We start from the raw sequence: 20,002 nt of genomic DNA on the forward strand, positions 1-20,002 counted from the left end.
ACGATTGTATGCGGCGGGGCATCCGCAGAAGGGGGTAACTGGCGCGCGCCAGGGGCTTTTCAAGCCGGGTTGCGCGCAAAGGGCCGCTGCAAGCTCCGCAGCAAAGCCGTCCCATGAAGGAAACACCGGACCGGCGGCGAGGCCGGCGCCGGTCCAGGCTTTAAGCCGCTTCCCGCTGAACGGTAGATCCGGGGGTACGAAAGGACTCCATCAACGCGGCCCACTGGGGCCGCGCTGCGGCCAGGTGGCGTGCCTTGACATGGCCATAACCCTTGATCATTTCCGGAATCCGGGCAATTTCCAGCGCCGTGGCGTGGTTTTCGGCCGTCAGGCCTGCCATCACGTCCTGCAGGCTCGCCTTGTATTCCTCAATCAGGGCCCGCTCGGTGCGCCGCTCCTCCGTGCGGCCAAAGACATCCAGCGGCGTGCCGCGCAGACCTTTCAGGCGAGCCAACACCTTGAATGCGCCCAGCATCCAGGGGCCGAACTGCTTCTTCTGCAGCTCGCCCTTGTCGTTTTTGGACGCAATCATGGGCGGCGCCAGGTGGTAATTGAGCTTGAAGTCGCCTTCAAACATGCCGTTGACTTTGTTCAGGAAACCAGTGTCGGTGTGCAGGCGCGCCACTTCATACTCGTCTTTGTAAGCCATTAATTTGAAGAGGTAGCGAGCCACCGCCTCGGTCAGCAGCGTCTTGCCCAGCGGCGCTTCCGCGGCGCGCACCTTCTCGACGAAGGCCTGGTAGGTCTGCGCATAAGCCGCATTCTGGTAGGCCGTCAGGAAGTCAATCCGCTTGGCCAGCATGTCGGCCAGTGCGGGCCGTTTGACGAACTCGATCACCTGGGCTGCCTTGAACAAGGCCTGCACAGCAGCCAGGTCGTGCGCGCAGCGCCGGCCCCACTCAAAAGCTGCCTTGTTGTTGTCGATTTGCACGCCATTGAGTTCAATGGCCCGCATCAACGCAGCATGCGACAGCGGCACCCGGCCTTTTTGCCAGGCAAAGCCGAGCATGAGCGGGTTGGTATAGATCGAGTCACCGACCAATTGCACCGCCACCTGCTCTGCATCGAAGCTACCGAGCAAGTCAGCGCCCACTGCAGCAGTCACGGCCGTCTCGCAATTGCCACCAGGGAACTGCCAGGCAGGGTTGGTCACAAAGGCCGCCGTCGGCGTACCGTGCGAGTTCATGGCTACGTAGGTGCGGCCCGGCTGCATGACGGTGAGCGTGTACTTGCTGGCCGCCACGATCGGGTCGCAGCCAATCACCAGGTCGGCCTTGGCGGTGTCGACCTTGGTCGTGTAAATGGCTTCCGGCCGGTTGGCGATCTGGATGTGGCTCCAGGTGGCGCCGCCTTTTTGCGCCAGGCCGCCCGCATCCTGCGTGACCACACCCTTGCCCTCAATGTGGGCTGCCATGCCCAGCAATTGGCCGATGGTGATGACGCCGGTGCCTCCCACGCCGCCTACCACGATACCCCAGGCGTTTTCCGCCACCGGCAACACGGGCTCGGGAACCACAAACAGGCTGCTGGGTGCGCCTTTCTTGTCTTTTTTTGGCTTCTTCAGCTGCCCGCCTTCGACAGTGACAAAGCTGGGGCAAAAGCCCTTCACGCAGGAGTAATCCTTGTTGCAGGTGTTCTGGTTGATGCGGCGTTTGCGGCCGAACTCGGTTTCCAGCGGCTCCACTGACAGGCAGTTGGACTGCACTGAGCAATCGCCGCAGCCTTCGCAGACAAGCTCGTTGATCACCACGCGCTTTTCAGGGTCCACCAGGGTGCCGCGTTTGCGGCGGCGGCGCTTTTCGGTCGCGCAGGTCTGGTCGTAAATGATCGCGGTCGTGCCCTTGATCTCGCGGAACTCGCGCTGGATGCGGTCCAGCTCGTCGCGGTGGTGCACCGTCACGCCTTCGAGCAGCGGCGCGCCGTCGTATTTCTGCGGCTCATCGGTCACGATGACCAGTTTGGCCACGCCTTCGGCACGCAGGCTTTGCATGATCTGCAGCACCGAATGGCCTTCGGGCCGCTCGCCGACCTGCTGGCCGCCCGTCATGGCGACCGCGTCGTTGTAGAGGATCTTGTAAGTGATGTTCACACCCGAGGCGATGGCCTGGCGGATCGCCAGCAGCCCGCTGTGGAAGTAGGTGCCGTCGCCCAGGTTGGCAAAGATGTGTTCGTCGGTCGTAAAAGCCGCCTGGCCCACCCATGTCACGCCCTCGCCGCCCATCTGGGTGAAGGTGGAGGTGGAGCGGTCCATCCAGGTTGCCATGTAGTGGCAGCCGATGCCGGCCACGGCGCGCGAGCCTTCGGGCACGCGCGTGCTGGTGTTGTGCGGGCAGCCGCTGCAAAACCAGGGCGCGCGCTCGCCGGTGTCGGCTTTGCCGGCGGCCAGGGCGCGCTCGCGCCCTTCGATGACGGCCAGGCGCTCGTCCATGCGGGAGATGATGTCTGCGGGCACGCCCAGTTTCTTCAACCGCTTGGCAATCGCCTTGGCGATGATGGCCGGCGTCAGGTCGGCCTTGGCGCGCAGCAGCCAGTTGTCGCTCGGGTTGGAACGGCCCCATTCGCCGCCCGACTGGTCGCCTTCAGGTTCATCGAACTTGCCCAGCACATTGGGGCGCACATCGGCACGCCAGTTGTAGAGCTCTTCCTTGATCTGGTATTCGATGACCTGGCGTTTTTCCTCGACCACCAGGATTTCCTGCAGGCCTTCGGCGAAGTCGCGCGTGATGGTGGCCTCCAGCGGCCAGACAACGTTGACCTTGTGCAGGCGAATGCCGAGCTGGTGGCAGGTCTCTTCGTCCAGGCCCAGGTCGGCCAGGGCCTGACGCGTGTCGTTGAAGGCCTTGCCGCTGGCGATCAGGCCGAACCGGTCTTTGGGGCCGGCGATGACGTTGTAGTTCAGCTTGTTGGCGCGAATGTACGCGAGCGCCGCGTACCACTTGTAGTCCATCAGCCGCGCTTCCTGCTCCAGCGGCGCGTCGGGCCAGCGGATGTGCAGGCCGCCGGCCGGCATCTCGAAATCTTCGGGAATGATGATCTTCACGCGGTCCGGATCGACCAGGATGGAGCTGGACGACTCGACAACTTCCTGGATGGTTTTCATGCCCGACCAGACGCCGGAAAAGCGGCTCATGGCAAACGCATGCAGCCCCATGTCGAGGATGTCCTGCACATTGGAAGGAAAGAACACCGGCAGGCCGCAGGCCTTGAAGATGTGGTCGCTCTGGTGGGCGGCGGTGGAACTTTTGGAGACATGGTCGTCGCCGGCAATGGCGATCACGCCGCCGTGTTTGGCCGTGCCCGCCATGTTGGCATGCTTGAAGACGTCGGAGCAGCGGTCCACGCCTGGGCCCTTGCCGTACCAGATGCCGAATACGCCGTCGAATTTTTTGCTTTGCGGATACAGGTCGAGTTGCTGCGTGCCCCAGACGGCCGTGGCACCCAGCTCTTCATTGACACCGGGCTGGAACACGATGTTTTGTGCAGCCAGGTGCTTTTTGGCGGCCCACAGGGCCTGGTCATAGCCGCCCAGCGGCGAGCCGCGGTAGCCACTGATAAAACCCGCCGTGTTCAACCCCTCGATCGCATCGCGCGTGCGCTGCAGCATGGGCAGGCGGACCAGCGCCTGGACACCGCTCATGAAAGCGCGGCCGTGGCCTAAAGAATATTTATCGTCAAGCGTGACGGTCTCTAGCGCTTTGCGGATGTGTTCAGGTAGGGGCGCGTTCATGTTCGTGGGTCTCCAGGACTGTTTTTTAGTACCGCCTTGTGGGCAGGCCGGCAGAAGGGTCACCCCCGGATAGGGGGCGCCCTCTAGTTGCATGCAAAGTGTATGCCGCCAGCCGTGATATGTCTTTGCTTTGTTTGCCCGATTTATGGCACTTCCAGAAAGGATATTGCTGTAAAGTGGCAAACATGGAAACATTAGACAAGTTTGACATCGCGATCCTGAATGAGTTGCAACTCGACGCCCGGTTGACGAACACGGAATTGGCCTCCCGTGTGGGCCTGTCGGCCGCGCCCTGCTGGCGGCGGGTGCGGGCGCTGGAAGAATCGGGCTTCATCACCGGCTACCGTGCCGAGATCAACCGCCACAAGATCGGGCTGGGCGTTCTGGCCTTTGTGCGGCTGGACGCTGACCGCAACAGTGGCGACGCAACGCGCCAGCTGGAAGAGGCCATCAAGAAGCTGCCGGAGATCGTCTCTTGCCACTACATCAGCGGCACCGGCACTTTCGAGCTGCAGGTGGTAGCGCAAGACCTGGAGGCTTTCAGCAAGTTTGCGCTGCAAAACCTGATCAACCTGCCCAATGTGAAAGACCTGCACACCAGTTTTTCGCTGGGTGAGGTCAAGGCGAGCAGCGCACTGCCGCTCGGGCACCTGACGCGGGTTACAGTCTAAAATTCAAGTAAATAGTGCTTGCAACCCTTTACTGACGGGCGCAACCAGCTATTGATTTAATAGCACGAAATTCGCTCGCTGTTCACAACAGCCAGCGCATGAAACACCTGCAAGACAACGCTTCAAGGAGCCCCGCATGAAACCATCTTCCAGCCCCACCTCTTTGGTCTTTATGCTTTTTATGGCCCTGGCACCCGCCCTGCAAGCGCAACCCGCTATCAATTCAGGAGCAAGTCCGGAGGCGCTACCCATGCGCAACCTGCAGATCGAAGTGCGGCAGGCCGGCAGCAGCCTGCGCTCCCAGAGTGCCTTGGGCGCGCAGGGCGGTGTTGTGCTGCAACCGGGCCGCTCGGGCCTCAATGCCCAGATCACAGCCCAGGACAGCCAGCGCAGCGATTCACGCGACCTGGTGCAGCGCGTGCTGGTGCTCAATGGCCGCAACGCCAACATCAACCTGGGCAACAGCCAGCCGCTGCGGCTGGTACAGGCGCGCCAGGCCGGCACCGTGTTCATCGAGGCCAACAGCGGCTTTTCAGCCAGGCCCACCTGGTACGGCGGCGACAGCGTGGAGCTGGAACTGGCCGCGGGGCAGGCCAGCCGCACAGGCTCGTCGCCGCAGGCTCCCCTGTCCTCATCGTCCACCAGCACCTCGCTGACCGTTCGCCTCGGGGAATGGGTCACCGTGGCCGAATCGGACGATGCGAGCGCCGGCAGCAGCAGCGGCATCGCCGACAGCCGGCAATCGACCCGTCGGGACGGTATGAGGGTCGAAGTCCGCCTCTCCGTGCGCTAGAAGAAGCCGCCCACAAATCGCGGTGAAGCGGTTTTGGCACGGCAGGTCCGCACAACAACGCAAAGAGGTTTTACAGGGAATCAGTCGCGCACGCAGTGTGCCGTCAGCGGCAGCAGCGGATAACGCAGCACCGCCTCGCGGCCGCTGGCGCCCAGGCCAAACTCGGCGCGCATCCGCGGATTGCTGTACACCGTCTGCTGCGCACCCTGGCCGCCTGCGTCACGAAACAGCAGGTCCGAGCCGCCGGCGCTATCCAGCACGGCGGTGTCGTCCACAAACTTCACCTTGAAGTCAGCGCCGTGTTCGCAGCGGTACTGCGCGGCAGGCGAAGGCCCGCCACCCGCCGCGCAGGCTGCCAGCACAAGCGCTCCGGTCACCCCCACCAAGGCCATCCCGGTTCGGGCCGACAGTTGTTTCATGGAATCTCCTTCAGCTTGCCCAACGTTTTGAGCACTCACTTCGGCCAGAGCACCCAGAGCCGCAGCGGCTGGTTGACACGTGCCGCCAGCAGGCCGGCTTCGGGGCCGGTTCCGGCAAAATAATCGGCCCTGACCGCACCCACAATGGCGCTGCCGGTGTCCTGCGCCAGCACCAGCTTCTGCAGGTTGGCCGCACCGCCACGGGACGCCAGCCACACCGGCGTGCCGTAGGGAATGCTTCCCGGGTCAACTGCAATGGAACGGCCCGGTGTCAGCGCCACGCCCTGCGCACCTTTGGGTCCAAAGGCGGTATCCAGTTCACTCAGCGGCTGCTCCTGGAAAAAAGTGTAGCGCGGGTTGCTCCAGAGCATTTGCTGGGCGCGCTGCGGATTTTTCGCAACCCATGCCTTGGTGGACTCCACCCAGGGCGCCGTCATGCGGCCTTCGCCCTGCTCCAGCAGCCACTGGGTCACGCTGCGAAACGGCTGCTCGTTCGTGCCTGCGTAGGCCACGCGCACGACACGCTGCGAGCCGTCGGCTTCGGTGATGTTCAGCCGGCCCGAGCCTTGTATGTGCAGCGACATCGCCTCAACCGGGTCGGCCAGCCAGGCGATCTCGCGGCCGCGCAGCGCCGCTTTGGCTTCAGCAAGGGTGTCGATTTCCTGCCGGGAGAACCACGGTTTGCGGCTGCCCAGCGATGCGGGAGGACGGTACAGCGGCACCTCGTAACCCGCAACGGGCTGCCGGCTGGCCCTGAGCACAGGCTCGTAGTAACTGGTCAACAGCCCCTCGGTTACGCCTTGCAGGCTCTCCACCCGGTAGGGCTGCAGCCGCCTGACCATCCAGTTGCGTTGCTCATCGGCAGACGCAATGCTGAGGCGCCGGATATCGCCGCATAGCGGCGCAAAACCCGGGCCGGGACGCTCGCAGCTTTTGAGCCAGGCGTTCCAGGCCTCAAACAGCGCGTCTTCCTCGAAGCCGGGCAACTCGGCCCAGCGGACCGCGACCCAGCGGCTTTTCCCCTGCACCATGGGCGCAGGCAATGGGCCGGTATCGCCGGCGCGCACGCCCGGGGCTGTGGGCTCGCCCGCAGGGACGGTCGAAGGCGGCCGGGGCGGGCTTGCGCAGGAAGCAAGCAGCGCCGCAATGGCGATAATTGGGACAAGCCGCATGGAACGCATTGACGGCAGCACAAGCATCGAAGCCTCTTTTGAAATCCAAGGAAATGTCATGGCCCTACTTTTGCTCGAAGCCCTGGGGGCATTGCTGCTGCTGGTGTTCATTGTGTGGTGGACGATGTTTTCGGGCCGTAAAAATGGCGAATTGAAGGAATCGGTCCACTCAGAGACCCCGGCAGAGCCCGAAAAAAAATAAGCCCGGCGCAGCGCTGCAATTACAGGTTACGCAGCAGATTGGCCAGCTCCACCGCCGACTTGACACCCATTTTGTCAAAAACCCGGGCACGGTGGACCTCCACCGTGCGCACGCTGATGTCAAGCTGGTCCGCCACCAGCTTGTTGGGCAACCCACCCACCACCAGCTTCATCACGTCACGCTCACGGTCTGTCAGGCCGTCGAGACGGGCCTGCAGGCCCGTCGACTCGCTGTGCTGCGCCAGGGCCCCGGCGGAATGGTTCAGCGCCTGTTCAATGCGGTCTACCAATGCGTTGTCTGAAAAGGGCTTTTCGCAAAAATCAAAAGCACCGCGCTTGACCGCGTCGACCGCCGTTGGAACGTCCGCATGGCCCGTCAAAAAGATCACCGGCAGCGTGGGCAGCAAGCCGTAAGCAATCAGCTTCTCAAACATGGCCAGACCGCTCAGGCCCGCCATGCGTACATCCAGCAGCACACATGAAGGCGACTTGACCGCGAATTGCTGGGATACGCGCGCATCGAACGCCTCTGCACTGTCGAAGGTTTCGCTCAACAGGCGGCGCGAGCGCAGCAGCCAGGCCAGCGCGTCGCGCACGCTGGCATCGTCGTCGACGATATATACCGTGGCATTTTGAATGGGTTCCATGCTGTGTCCTTCAGGCTGTATCCGCACCTGCATCATGCGGCAGGGCCGCCGGCAAGGTGAAACTGAAAATCGTACCCCGCGGCTGGCCGGGCTCAAACCCCAGGAAGCCGCCGTGCTGCTCAATCACCGTGCGGCACAGGCTCAGGCCCAGCCCCATGCCCTCTTCCTTGGTGGTGAAAAATGGCGTGAAGAGCTGCTCGGCCACTTCACTGGGAATGCCTTCACCGCAATCCGTCACCGAAAATTCCACCCAGCGGCTCTGCGCGTTCGATGCGGCTGGACGGATACGCAGCGTCAGCACTTTCTCCCGCGGGGCCGCCTCCGCCGCCCCGCCTTCATGGGTCACAGCCTGCATGGCCTGCATGCCGTTGCGCGAGAGGTTGAGAAGCACTTGCTCAACCATGGTGCGGTCACACAGCACGGGCGTGCAGGTCTCGTCGACCTCGATCACCACGCGCACGCCGAGCTTGCGTGCCTGAAGGGTCACCAGCGGCATGATGGCGTCCAGCAGGGCGCGAGGCTGCACGGCTTCGCGCACCTGATCGCGGCGCCTCACGAAGTCATGCACGCTCTTGATGACCTTTCCCGCGCGTTCGGCCTGCTCCGCAATGCGGCGCATGGCCAGCTGCAAATCTTCCGACAACGGCGCCACCGCTGAGCTGGCGTTCGCTGCCAGCGGCTTGTCATGGTCCATGCCATCCTGCAGCAGGTTGAGTGAGCCGGTGGCGTAGCTTGAAATGGCGGCCAGCGGCTGGTTGAGTTCGTGGCTGAGCAGCGAGGCCATCTCGCCAACCATCGCCAGCCGTGCGGTGGCCTGCAGGCGGTCCTGGCTGGCACGGGAAAGCTCTTCCACCCGGCGCTGTTCACTGACGTCCAGAATCGCGCTCATCCAGCCGGTGTGCTTGCCCACGGCATTGATCAGCGGGGCCTCCATGATCAGCACCGGGAACCGCGTGCCATCGCGCCGCATGAACACCGACTCGTGGCCCTCCCTGGGCAGGCTGTTACCTGCCAGCCGGATTTCCTGGCGCTGCTGGTACACGCCGGCCAGTTCGGGTGGCCAGTAGGGTGAGGGAAAGCTCTGGTTGAGCAGGTCCTTGGCGTCCACGCCAACCATCTTGCAAAACGCCGGGTTCACGTAAGTGATGCGCCCTTGCAGGTCGCGCGCGCGCAGGCCGGTCAGCACGGAGTCCTCCATGGCCTTGCGAAAAGCCAGGGCCTCGCCGAGGTCATGCTCGACTTTCAGCCTGCGGCGCATATCCCTGGCGAGGAGGTACAGCACGGCAAGCAGCGCCAGTGACATGGCGGTTACCAGCGCGGTGAGCACATTGGGGAAAAGGGCCGGCGTGCCCAGCCGGCTTTCCATCCTGACCACCAGCGTATTGCCGGGCAGGTCCAGCAGCTGTTGCGCAATATAGATACGGCTGCCGCGCGAAGGCACGCCTTGCAGGGCCAGACGCGTGCCGTCCGCTTCGGTAAAAGACAGACCGATGCCCCGGGCGAGCTGGCGGCCGACCAGTTCCCCCAGAATGTCCTGCAGCGAATAGGTGACCACGCTATACCCCGTGAGGCGCCCCGCCACCACGACGGGCAGGCACATGTCGAGCACTTCCAGGCCCAGGCCATCGCGCTGCGGCATGAAATAACTGATGGAGTAAGCCGCACCGCTCAGGCGCCGGGCCGTGGTGCAGGTCAGGCCCACGTCGGTTTGCAAACTGCCCCGCCCGAGCCGCTCGAACACCGAGGTGCGATAGGGCGTCTCCACAAACCCGAGCACATCGAGCGCTTCGTTGCGCCATTCAAGCCGCATGATTTCACGGCGCTCGCGAAGCAGCTCAGCGGCGGATGAATGCCACGGCTCCGGCGTGCGGTCGCTGGACTGCAGCGCCTGCAAGGTCTGGATATTGCGCGTCAGCCCCGAGCGGATGTCTGTTACGGCTTCCGCTGCGTCATGCTCCAGCCGGCTTTGCACCATGCTGGACTCATAACGTCCCGCCAGCCACACCAGAATGCCCAGCAGCGCCACCAGCAGCGCCACCAGCAGCGCCCACAGGGACCAGCGCTTGCTGGCGCGGCTGACGCCGTTTGCAAACGGAAGCCTCACGCGGCCGGCCTCATAGGAAACGATGGTTCAATGCAGGCAAACGGCTTCGCACACCTTCCGTGTGAGTGCTGGAGATTTCACCCAGAACAACGCCTGCGCCTTCAGCCTGCTGAGCCATCACCTCACCCCAGGGATCCACCAGCATGCTGTGGCCCCAGGTACGGCGGCCGTTTTCATGCGTGCCGCCCTGCGCCGCCGCAATGACATAGGCCTGGTTTTCAATGGCGCGTGCACGCAGCAGCACTTCCCAATGCGCCTGCCCGGTGATGTAGGTAAACGCGCTGGGCACCAGCAGCACATCGGCCTTCAGCGCGCGGTAAAGCTCCGGAAAGCGCAGGTCATAACAAATGCTCATGCCGACAGCGTAGACATGGCCATCGCGGGAAGCCAGATCAAACCGGACGGGCTGCGCGCCAGGCTCCAGCACACGCGTCTCGTCATAGTCTTCCTTTCCCTGCGCAAAGCGAAAAAGATGGATCTTGTCATACCGCGCGATGCATTGGCCCGTCGGCGCATAGGCCAGCGAGCAGTTGCGCGCGCGCGCCGGATCAGACGTTGCCATGGGCAGCGTGCCGCCCACGATCCACAAGCCGAGCTCACGCGCCGACCGGCTCAGGAAGTCCTGTATCAAGCCCGTCCCGGCGCTCTCCTGGACTTTCAGCTTGTCGGTGTCCTTGAAGCCCATGATGCAGAAATACTCCGGCAGCACCGCCAGCTCGGCGCCCTGGGCCGCAGCCTGCTCAAGCAGGCTGCGCGCCGCGGCAAGGTTGTCCTGCACGCGCGTACCTGAGACCATCTGGATGGCAGCTATCTTCATGGTCAACGAACCTCCTGAACAGGCTCTGCTGCAGCCTGTGCCTTGCGATCCACCTTGATGATTTTCGGGTCAGACCAGGTTCCTTCTATGTGGAATTCCTGGGTCGCCGCCTGCATCAAAGGCCGGCGCAGGAACATCTGGGCAAGGAAGCTGCCCAGGCCGATGGCCGGGTTGATGACTGTGGCGATCAGGGAAGCCGTACCGGCATTGATTTCCGGCACCACGACCGCCTTGATGTTCTGCGTCTCCTTGGCAATATCGGCACTGCCCTCCATCAGCACGGCCGCATTCACGCCCTTCATCTGCAGGTTGTTGGTATAGGCGACGCCCTGGTTGATATTGATGTCGCCGCGGACAAAGTCGAAGGCAAAGCCTTCGGAAAAAACGTCCCGGAAATCCAGGGTCAGCCGCCTGGGCAAAGACTGCAGGCTCAACACGCCCAGCAGTTTTGTGATGCCCGGGTCAGCCTTGACAAACTGCCCTGACTCCACATTGACATTGAACTGTCCGCTCATGCTGGGATAGTCCAGGCTGAGAGGTGACCCCATCCACGCGACCTGCCCCTCCAGCTTGCCCTTGCCGCGGCGAATGACCTCACCCATGCCAAAGCGCTTGAGCAGCTCACCCGAATCGGCGATGTCCAGCTTGAAATTCATCACGGTGCGGCGGCGCTCGGCAACCGCACGCGCGGCACGCGGCGCATTTGCCGCAACGCTCTGGGCATTGATCGCCACCCAGTTGCCCGTTGCCGTCAGCACCGCCTCGGGAAGGATCACATTGAACTTGTTCAGGCGCCATTCGCGCACGCCCTCGCGGGCCGCGGCAGACGCTCCGCGGTTGACGGCGTCGATCTCGACCCGCCCCAGTTTTTTGCCGCGCAGTTCCAGGTCTTCCACCACGATGTCCAGGGCAGGGATGCTGGCAGGCTGCTCGTTCAGGATTGCTTCCACGTCACTGGCCGTACCTGGCGCCAGGCTCAAACGGGAAAGCCGCGCATAGACCCGCCCGGCGCCTATGCCGCCAGGCTGCCGGAATTCGACATATCCATTGAGCTCCGACGCGTCGATATTTGCACGCCATGTCAGGCCTTCACGGGAGCCGCCCACCACCACGTTGTTCAGCTTGCGCCCTTCAACCACCAGCTCCTTTGCGCGAATGGCCATCGAGGTCGGCAGATAAGTCAGGGACGCGTTCGCGGCGGCCCGATTGGTCGCCGCAGTGGCAGCCACCGGCGGAGGTGTCTGGAGCGCGCTGCCGGAAGAAGAATCTGCCAGTATTTTTTGCCAGGCATCGAGGTCCACGTGGGCCAGGTTGATATTGGCCGCCACACCGGCCTCCTGCACAGGCACTGTCTCCCCCGGCTCAAGTCCGACGCCAATTCCGCCCCGTATCACACGAGGTTCGCTGCCGCTGACGTCGCGCACATACATGATGGACGCTACACGGCCGATGGTTACCGATAACTGGTCCTCCAGTTTTTGCCCTGGCCCCATGGAGGTCGGCAAAAGCGAATTCTCAAACCGCAGCGGCAATGCCGCTTCCGCTGTCTTGCTCAGGGGCGCGGGCAGGTTAAGCGCCATGCCTTGCAGGCTGCTGGCGACAACCAGCTCAGGCACGCCACGGCGAAAACCCAATGAGGCGGTGTAGGCAGTGCTGCCCGTGGCATTTTGGGCCATGCGCGAAAGCGCGCCGAGCTCCCTGGCCTGGCGCAACCCTTCAGCGGTGACGACGCCTTGCGCTTTGAACGCTACCTGGCTTTCCTGTTCAGCATTGCCGGATGATCGCGCCTGCACCCGCGTGCCACCGTCAAAACGGACGTCACCGCCGAGCAGCCGCGCCTGGGCACCTGCCACGGTGAAGCCGCGCTCGTTCACGGTCACTACACCCTTGAGTTTTGTCAACGCTGGAGTATCCGCACCAAACTGCACGTCATTGCCGGGCAGCGTGACGGTTCCGTCCACCCGGGATTTATCGATGGTGTGGATAGGCAAGTCCAGCCGGAACCGGTATTCGCCCGACCCGGCCGCAACCGCTTTGGCCAGCACATGGCTGGTCATGCCGGCAACCGGGGACTGGTTGACGAACCCCAGCGCATCAGCAAGCGGCCCCTTGAGGTGTGTGTTCACCTCGACAGTGGTGTCATGTGTCAGGTCAGGGATACGCGCATTACCCTTGACCAGCTGCAAACCCGGCAGGCCATTGACCTTGCCGGTGACGTCGTTGACCTCAAGTGCCGCATGGTTAAACACCAGTTCGCCGTTGAGTTCCGTCAAGGCCGGCCACCCCGCCGCTCCGGCCGGTTGTATGGATTTGGGCACATAGGCATAGTGCCCGTTCCGCACCTTGGCGGTCACCCGGAAGTCCCCTTGTGCCGGGTTGGTGAAAGGCAATTGCGCCAGCGGCCCCTTGACCTTGAACTTCACGTCGCTGACCTGGCCTTGCACGACCGCGTCACGCACATAGTGGCGCACCCGGTCCGGCAATACCAGCGGCAAATAACGGTGTACCCGCTCGCCATCACCGCGGCTCAAAACGCCCTGCAGATCCAGCACACCCGGGAATCTGGGGTCTGCTGCATCTGCAGCATGCGGCTTGCTGGAAACCACATCGTCGGTATGCCATGCGGCTTGCGCTTCTCCCTGCGCGTCGGCATTGGCAAATCGCAGGTTGTTCAGCTGCGCTTCGATTTTCCGGCCCGCAAACTTCCATTGCGTCTCGGCGGAAAGCTGGTCAAACGGCACCAGCGAATCCTCAAACACGCCCGGCAGGTCGAGCGAGCCGTTGAGTATCTTGACCCCGGCCCGTCCACCCGCTTGCGTCAGGTCAAAGTCAATGGTGGCGCCACTGATTCCCGGCCTGCCAGGCTTGGGATGCACTGACGCTGGGCTGGGCGGCGCGGGCAGGGCAGCAATACTCAGCCCGGCGACGCGCCCTTTTGCGGCGTAGGCGGCAGGGGCATCCAGCGGTCCCTGCCAGCGGGCCTCAACGCTTTCGACCAGCCCCTTCGGGGCAAATGAAGCGATCAGCCCATGGACGGGAGCATCAAGCGGCAGGCGATTGGCAATCTGCGCGAGCGCTGCAAGATCGAGCTTGTCGGCCTTGAGTTCGGTGTGCTGCGCAACGCCGGCCTCGTCCCCTGTGTGCACCAGCGCCACATTGCCACCTGGCCACTGCAGGCCGTCGCGGGTACGAAAGCGCAGGCCTTCGGTATTGAAATCAAAACCATTGGTACGCTGGCCGCCACCCACACGCCCGGCGACAAAATCAAAGGCCAAAGGCTGCAGCTTGGCACCCAGGCGGGCATCTACATCCTGCAGTGCCACATCGGCCGTGCCGCCGGTCACCCGGCCTTGGGAAATATCTGCCCATGCGCGAAGCGCGCCATTCCCGCGTGTCAGCTCAATGCCCAGTGCGTCCAGGTTGAGGTACGGCTTGATGCGGGACGCATCCACCCGGTCGAACCCGGCAAATAGCTGGCCTGTCCAGGCATCAAAATCACCGGCGCTGCTTGACAACAGCGCTTGGCGGAAGATGCCCCGGACAGTGAAACGGTCACCCCATTCTGCGGGGGGTGTGGCATCCAGGCGCATGAGGTGGCGCCGCCGCGTATTGCGCATCACCCAGTCGACCTGCGTCAACGCCAAGGGTGGTGCCGGATTCATTTCATCTGTCCAGCGCACGGTGCCGCCTCGCATGACAAACTCGGTCTGCGAGAAGAACCAGTCCGCAGCGGCGCTCTCGCCGGCCGCCCGGTCCTGCGAAACATCGAGGCCGCCGACATAGATCTTTCCGTCAGCGGTTCGCCGTATGTCCAGCTCGGGCTTGTCGATATAAAGCTGCTCGAAGCCCAACCCCCAGATCGAAGAAGCGGACAGGGCGCCGAGAATCACCGGCAGCCGCAGGGCCTCGCGCCCCTGGGCGTCGAGCAGGGTCACGTCGCGCAACTCGAACGAAGGAATCATCCCCTGGGAATGTGCGGTGATTCCGCCAATGCGAACAGGCACCCCCAAAGCCTTGCTGGCCTCTATTTCCAGGCGCGGACGGAACTCCCCGATTCGCGGCACAATCCAGCCATGCAGCACGAACCAGGTCAGGCCAAAGAGCACCCAGGCCGTGGCAACAAGCCACAGCAACACGCGCAGGGTAAGAGCAAGCCATCGCAGTCGTTGCGGCGGCGGGGTAGGCAGGCTGGGGATCGTTGGCTCCATTGACATGAGAATTATGACCGCCGGGGCCAGCGTTCGCCCGGCAGTGAACCATGAAGTTTTGTGAAGTAGTGTGATGACCGTCGCCCAAACCGCCTGCCCTGATACCTTACTCGCCGCCGGGCCGGCCGCGTCGGACTATTCACGGTTCGTCCAGCGCATCCGCCGCCGCTACGCCGATCAACTCTTCCTCCTGCCTGCGGGCGCCCCCGTGCGCGCCGCCATGCAGGTCGCGCTGGACGCGCTGCTGGCGCAGGGCATGGCGACAGGCGCGGCGCTTCGGGTGCTTCGCCAGCTGGTCATGGAAAGACTGGTGGTGCTCGACTGTGACGGTGCCCTCGAAAGCCAGGCCCCACTTGCCGTGGTGACCTGCGCCATGACCGAGCTGGCCGAGCTGGCCCTGGATGTCGCCATGCGCGAGTCGGGCGCCGAACTTGACGGGCTGCATGGCGCACCGCAAGGCCCGGACGGGGAGCGTGCGCGCATGTGGGTCGTGGGCATGGGCAAGCTGGGTGCGCGCGAACTCAACGTTTCCAGCGACATCGACCTCATTTATGTCTACGACCACGACGGCGAAACCCGGGGGCGCAGCGATGGCCGCGGGCAGATATCCAACCACGAGTACTTCGCGCACCAGGTCAAAGCCGTCTTCAGCCTGATTGGTGATGCCACGGAGCATGGTTTTGTGTTTCGGGTGGACCTGGCGCTCCGGCCCAACGGAAGCTCCGGGCCGGCGGCCACTTCACTGAGCGCGCTTGAGGAGTATTTCCAGGCACAGGGTCGCGAATGGGAACGCTTTGCCTGGCTCAAGAGCCGGGTGGTGGCGCCGCTTGAATGCGTGCAGGACGGCTCGGCGCAGGCCCTGCGGGGCTCCGTGCTGCCCTTCGTGTTCAGGCGCTACCTTGACTACAACGTCTTCGATGCGCTGCGCACCTTGCACCGGCAAATCCGCGAGCATGCCGCCAAGCGCTGCGCCGGCCACCCGGAGCGGGCCAACGACGTGAAGATGTCGCGCGGTGGCATTCGCGAAATTGAATTCACCGTGCAATTGCTCCAGGTGGTGCGCGGCGGACAGTTTCCCGAGTTGCGCACCCGCCCCACGGTCGACGCCCTGCAGCGCGTGGCACGCGCGGGCCTGATGTTGCAGGAAACCGCCGATGCGCTGGCGCGGGCCTATGATTTTCTTCGCCGGGTGGAGCATCGCATCCAGTACCTCGATGATCAGCAGACCCACGTCCTGCCGACACGCGATGACGACCTGGCATGGATCGCGGAAACGCTGGGCTACAGCAATTGCTGCCTTTTCCTCAGCGAACTGGACACCCACCGGGAGCTGGTGGCCGGGGAATTCGACAAATTGCTGGGCGGCAAGCCCGACTGCAAAGGCTGCGGCAAAACGGCCAAGGCGGCGCCGCAGCAGCTCGAAGACCTGCTGGAGCAATTGTCGGAACAGTGGCCGGAACAGTTTCGCGCGCGCCTGACACTGTGGCGCCAGCACCCGCGGGTGCTGGCCTTGCGCGAAGACTCCCGGGCGAGGTTGACACGGCTGGTGCAACGCACAGCCGCCTGGCTGGCGGAAGGCGCAGTCACCGAAGAAGCAGCCGTACGCATCATCGACTGGATAGAACCGCTCCTGAGGCGGGAGAGCTACCTGGCACTGCTGCTGGAGCGCCCTGCGGTGCATGAGCGCCTGCTGCGCCTGCTGGGGGCCGCCAAATGGCCCGCGCGCTACCTGCTGCAGCACCCCGGCGTTATTGATGAACTGGCCAGCGACGAGCTGCTCAAGGAACGCTTTGACGGCACAGCCTTCGCGCGTGACCTGCAACAGCGGCTGGCCGCGCTCAGGAGCACGGGCGAGGACGACGAGGAAACCTGCCTGAACCTGCTACGCCGCGCCCACCATGCGGAAGTGTTTCGCACCCTGGCACGCGACCTGGAAGGCGTACTTACGGTCGAGCAGGTGGCCGATGATCTGACGGCTCTCGCCGAAGCGGTGCTGAGCATCACCACCGACTGGTGCTGGCAACGCCTCAAAAACCGGCACCGTGAAACACCGCAGTTCGCCATCATTGCCTACGGCAAACTGGGCGGCAAAGAACTGGGTTACGGCAGCGATCTCGACATCGTGTTCGTCTATGAGGACGACGACGAGCGGGCCCCCGAAGTCTATGCGGCATTTGTGCGCAAGCTGATCAACTGGTTGACCATCAAGACCGGCGAAGGCGACCTGTTTGAAATCGATACCGCTTTGCGCCCCAACGGCAATTCAGGCTTGCTGGTCACCAGTTTTGAGGCCTATACCCGCTACCAGCAGCAGCGCGGCAGCAATACCGCCTGGACCTGGGAACACCAGGCCATGACACGTGCGCGCTTCGTGTTGGGTGACGAGTCGCTGCGCCTGCGGTTTGACGAAGTCCGGCAGACCGTTATCACCGCCCCGCGCGACATCGTTGCGCTGCGCAACGAAATTGTGGCCATGCGCGAAAAGGTTCGCGACGCCCATCCGGTCAAAAGCCTCCACGCAACGCCAAGCCCCACAGGCGGATCCGTCTCAGGCCCGCCTCCGCTCAAGGCTGAAAAATTTGACGTCAAGCACAGTGCGGGCGGCATGGTGGACGCTGAGTTCGCCGTGCAGTTCCTGGTGCTTTCCCAATCAGCCCGGCACCCGGAACTGAGGGACAACGTCGGCAACATCTCGCTCCTGCAACGCGCAGAAACGGCCGGCCTGCTGCCGACCGGCGTCGGCCAGCGGGCGGCAAGCGCCTACCGCGAACTGCGGCGTGTGCAGCACCGCGCACGCCTCAACGAAGAACCCACCCAGGTCAACCCGCCTGCGCTTGAGGCAGAGCGCGGCGCGATCCAGCAACTGTGGGTCGCCACCTTCAAATCAAACAATTGATTTAATTCAATCGACTGTTTGATTAATGTGCTCTAATCCGGGCACATGACACCCGACCTGCCCTCTCAAACACCTTCGCGCTCAGCCAAGCCTGAAGGCGAAAGCCGAAAACAGCGCTCCGACGGCGCGCACGCCAGGGCGCACCTGTTGCTCGCGGCACTCAGGCTGTTTTCCGAAAAAGGATTTGCCAAAACCTCGATTCGCGATATCGCCCATGCTGCAGGGGCCAACGTGGCGGCGATCAGCTATTACTTTGGCGACAAGGCCGGCTTGTACCGGGCCGTTTTCACCGAACCGATGGGCAGCGCGCGCGATGACATTGCGCTGTACAACCAGCCCCATTTCACCTTGCGGCAGTCCCTTGAAGGCTTTTTTTCGAGCTTCCTCGAACCTTTGCGCCAGGGTGAACTGGTGCAGTTGTGCATGAAGCTCCACTTTCGCGAGATGCTGGAACCCACAGGCCTGTGGGCCGAAGAAATCGACCAGGGCATCAAGCCGGCGCATACCGCGCTGGTTATTGTGCTGTGCCGCCATTTAGACGTCACAAAAGCCGACGACGAGGTGCACAGGCTGGCGTTTTCCATCACCGGTCTGGCACTTCAGATGTTCCTCAGCCGCGAGGTCGTGGAAGCGATCCGGCCCCAGCTGTTCGGAACACCTGAAGCCCTGGAGCAGTGGGCTGTCAGCCTGGTGGCGTATGCCGAAGCCATGGTGGGCGTCGAAATGGCACGCCGAAATCACCTTTCCGATTACCCCGTGGCCGCCACGCCGCGATTGAAAACAGCACACCATGAAAAAAACTGACTCCGGACGCGAACGCTTGCGCTTGCTGACAGCGGCGCCGCTGTTCGGCGCATGCGCGCTGTTGCTGGGCGGCTGCGCTTCCGACAATCCGCACACGCCACCTTCTGTCTCGATTCCCGCGCATTGGCAAACACCCTTGCCGGCGGCGGGCACCACAGCCGCATTGCCCCACGGCGGCAGCCTGAAAGGGCTGTCGCAATGGTGGCAGCAGCAAAATGATCCCTTGCTGGTGGAACTGATCATGGCGGCGGAATCGGTCAGTCCGACTGTTTCCACCGCGCGCTCCAACATCGAACAGGCGCGGGCTTCACGCGTGGCCTCGGGCGCGGCCATGCTGCCCACACTCGATGGCACCGCCAGCGTCAGCCGCGGACGCTCGGCGCCCGTGAACCGTGCAGCGCCACCTATTTCCACAACCGCCCAGGCGGGTTTGCAGACCTCCTGGGAAATCGACCTCTTCGGTCAGTACGCCGCGAGCCGGGATGCCGATCAGCAGCGGCTGGAAGGCTCCCAGGCGCTGTGGCATTCGGCACGCGTATCGGTCGCCGCCGAGGTCGCCACCCAGTACTACAGCCTGCGCGCTTGCGAAAAGCTGCTCGAGGTAGCGCGCTCCGATGCCACATCCCGGGGTGAAACTGCGCGTTTGGCGGAACTCAGCACCAAGGCAGGTTTTCAGGCGCCCGCCACCGCGGCATTGGCCAGGGCCAGCGCGGCCGAAGGCAACAGCAACGCCATCCAGCAGCGCGCACTGTGCGACCTGGATGTCAAGGCACTGGTGGCCCTGACTGCCATCGATGAACCCGCACTGCGGCAAAAACTGGCCAGCACACCGGTCGACCTGACACTGGAATCGGTAGCGCCTGTCATCAGCGTGCCGGCGGAAGTGCTGGCCCAGCGGCCCGATATCTTCAATGCGGCACGCGAAGTGGACGCCGCCCACCTGGAAGTCGGCAGTGCACGCGCGCAGCGCTTTCCAAGGCTCAACCTGAGCGGCTCGGTTGCGGCCAACAAGTCATACACGGCCAGCACCACGCAACGCTTTGACACCTGGACCGTCGGGCCACTGCAGCTGACCATCCCGATCTTTGACGGCGGCGCCAGTGAGGCCAATGTAGAAGCCGCCAAGGCGCGCTACGAGGACGCCGCCGCCCAATACCGCGGCAGCGTGCGAAAGGCCGTGCGGGAAGTCGAGGAAGCGCTGGTCAATCTGCAAAGCACGGCCGAGCGCAGCCAGGATGCATTGGTCGCCACACAAGGCTACCGCGCGTCATTCGTCGGCACCGAAGCCCGTTACAAGAGCGGGCTGGCGAGCCTGGTCGAACTTGAAGACGCCCGTCGCACCCTGCTGGCCGCACAAAGCGCCCTGGTCACGCTGCAACGTGACCGGCGCAGCGCCTGGGTTGCGCTGTACCGGGCGCTCGGCGGCGGCTGGACCACCGCCGAACCCCCTGTGCCGCCGCTGGTCTCCGATGTGCCGGCACCTTTCACCCCTGCTGCCCTCACTGCCCCCTGAGGCGCGGTTTGCCGACCCTGCCACACCTAT

13 protein-coding genes are annotated in these 20,002 nt (G+C 63.6%); 6 read left to right on the forward strand and 7 right to left on the reverse strand.

All coding sequences use genetic code 11. The features are described 5' to 3' along the window. Positions 1–160 precede the first annotated feature (160 nt). Entirely contained in the window at positions 161–3,727 is a 3,567-nt protein-coding gene (locus AC1DVV_RS21955) for an indolepyruvate ferredoxin oxidoreductase family protein (protein ID WP_457282418.1), read from the reverse strand. Between the two features lie 185 nt (positions 3,728–3,912). Here AC1DVV_RS21955 and AC1DVV_RS21960 point away from each other — a divergent pair, with 185 nt between their 5' ends. Continuing rightward, the gene (locus AC1DVV_RS21960) at positions 3,913–4,398 is read left to right on the forward strand and encodes an Lrp/AsnC family transcriptional regulator (RefSeq protein WP_457282419.1); all 486 of its coding nucleotides are present in this window, start codon (positions 3,913–3,915) and stop codon (positions 4,396–4,398) included. 136 nt (positions 4,399–4,534) lie between these two features. Continuing rightward, entirely contained in the window at positions 4,535–5,191 is a 657-nt protein-coding gene (locus tag AC1DVV_RS21965) for a hypothetical protein (protein WP_457282420.1), read from the forward strand. Positions 5,192–5,271: 80 nt separating this feature from the next. Here AC1DVV_RS21965 and AC1DVV_RS21970 read toward each other — a convergent pair whose 3' ends face one another. Both AC1DVV_RS21970 and mltA read right to left on the reverse strand, forming a co-directional pair. After that, positions 5,272–5,610, reverse strand: coding sequence for a hypothetical protein (locus tag AC1DVV_RS21970; RefSeq protein ID WP_457282421.1), 339 nt, complete (start codon positions 5,608–5,610; stop codon positions 5,272–5,274). A 35-nt stretch (positions 5,611–5,645) separates the two neighbouring features. Continuing rightward, entirely contained in the window at positions 5,646–6,791 is a 1,146-nt protein-coding gene (gene mltA, locus AC1DVV_RS21975) for a murein transglycosylase A (RefSeq protein WP_457282422.1), read from the reverse strand. Here mltA and AC1DVV_RS21980 point away from each other — a divergent pair. Then, positions 6,781–6,984: a hypothetical protein gene (locus AC1DVV_RS21980; protein ID WP_457282423.1), complete on the forward strand. Its 204-nt coding sequence runs from the start codon at positions 6,781–6,783 to the stop codon at positions 6,982–6,984. The two genes, mltA and AC1DVV_RS21980, sit on opposite strands and share 11 nt — an antisense overlap. Before the next feature lie 19 nt (positions 6,985–7,003). Here the strand turns inward: AC1DVV_RS21980 and AC1DVV_RS21985 are convergent, their stop codons facing one another. Genes AC1DVV_RS21985 through AC1DVV_RS22000 form a run of 4 tightly spaced genes read right to left on the reverse strand, consistent with a single transcriptional unit; the run spans position 7,004 to position 14,759 of the window. Continuing rightward, positions 7,004–7,630, reverse strand: a complete 627-nt coding sequence (locus AC1DVV_RS21985) for a response regulator transcription factor (RefSeq protein WP_457282424.1) — start codon at positions 7,628–7,630, stop codon at positions 7,004–7,006. Between the two features lie 10 nt (positions 7,631–7,640). Then, positions 7,641–9,734 carry a two-component system sensor histidine kinase NtrB gene (locus tag AC1DVV_RS21990; RefSeq protein WP_457282425.1) on the reverse strand — a complete coding sequence of 698 codons (2,094 nt, stop codon included), beginning with the start codon at positions 9,732–9,734 and terminating at the stop codon, positions 7,641–7,643. 10 nt (positions 9,735–9,744) lie between these two features. Then, positions 9,745–10,551: a carbon-nitrogen hydrolase family protein gene (locus tag AC1DVV_RS21995; RefSeq protein WP_477701609.1), complete on the reverse strand. Its 807-nt coding sequence runs from the start codon at positions 10,549–10,551 to the stop codon at positions 9,745–9,747. Between the two features lie 2 nt (positions 10,552–10,553). After that, positions 10,554–14,759: a YhdP family protein gene (locus AC1DVV_RS22000; protein WP_477701610.1), complete on the reverse strand. Its 4,206-nt coding sequence runs from the start codon at positions 14,757–14,759 to the stop codon at positions 10,554–10,556. Between the two features lie 73 nt (positions 14,760–14,832). On the opposite strand from AC1DVV_RS22000, the gene glnE reads away from it, so the two are divergent. Genes glnE through AC1DVV_RS22015 form a run of 3 tightly spaced genes read left to right on the forward strand, consistent with a single transcriptional unit; the run spans position 14,833 to position 19,972 of the window. Beyond that, complete coding sequence (gene glnE, locus AC1DVV_RS22005) at positions 14,833–17,655, forward strand: bifunctional [glutamate--ammonia ligase]-adenylyl-L-tyrosine phosphorylase/[glutamate--ammonia-ligase] adenylyltransferase (RefSeq protein ID WP_477701611.1); 2,823 nt, start codon at positions 14,833–14,835, stop codon at positions 17,653–17,655. Between the two features lie 45 nt (positions 17,656–17,700). Further along, positions 17,701–18,459 (forward strand): CerR family C-terminal domain-containing protein, encoded by a 759-nt coding sequence (locus tag AC1DVV_RS22010; protein ID WP_457282429.1) that lies wholly within the window; start codon positions 17,701–17,703, stop codon positions 18,457–18,459. Beyond that, positions 18,446–19,972: an efflux transporter outer membrane subunit gene (locus AC1DVV_RS22015; protein ID WP_457282430.1), complete on the forward strand. Its 1,527-nt coding sequence runs from the start codon at positions 18,446–18,448 to the stop codon at positions 19,970–19,972. Before AC1DVV_RS22010 ends, AC1DVV_RS22015 begins: the two co-directional genes overlap by 14 nt. The last annotated feature ends 30 nt before the right edge of the window (positions 19,973–20,002 follow it).

The sequence above is a fragment of the Polaromonas sp. P3_B4 genome, assembly GCF_056402835.1.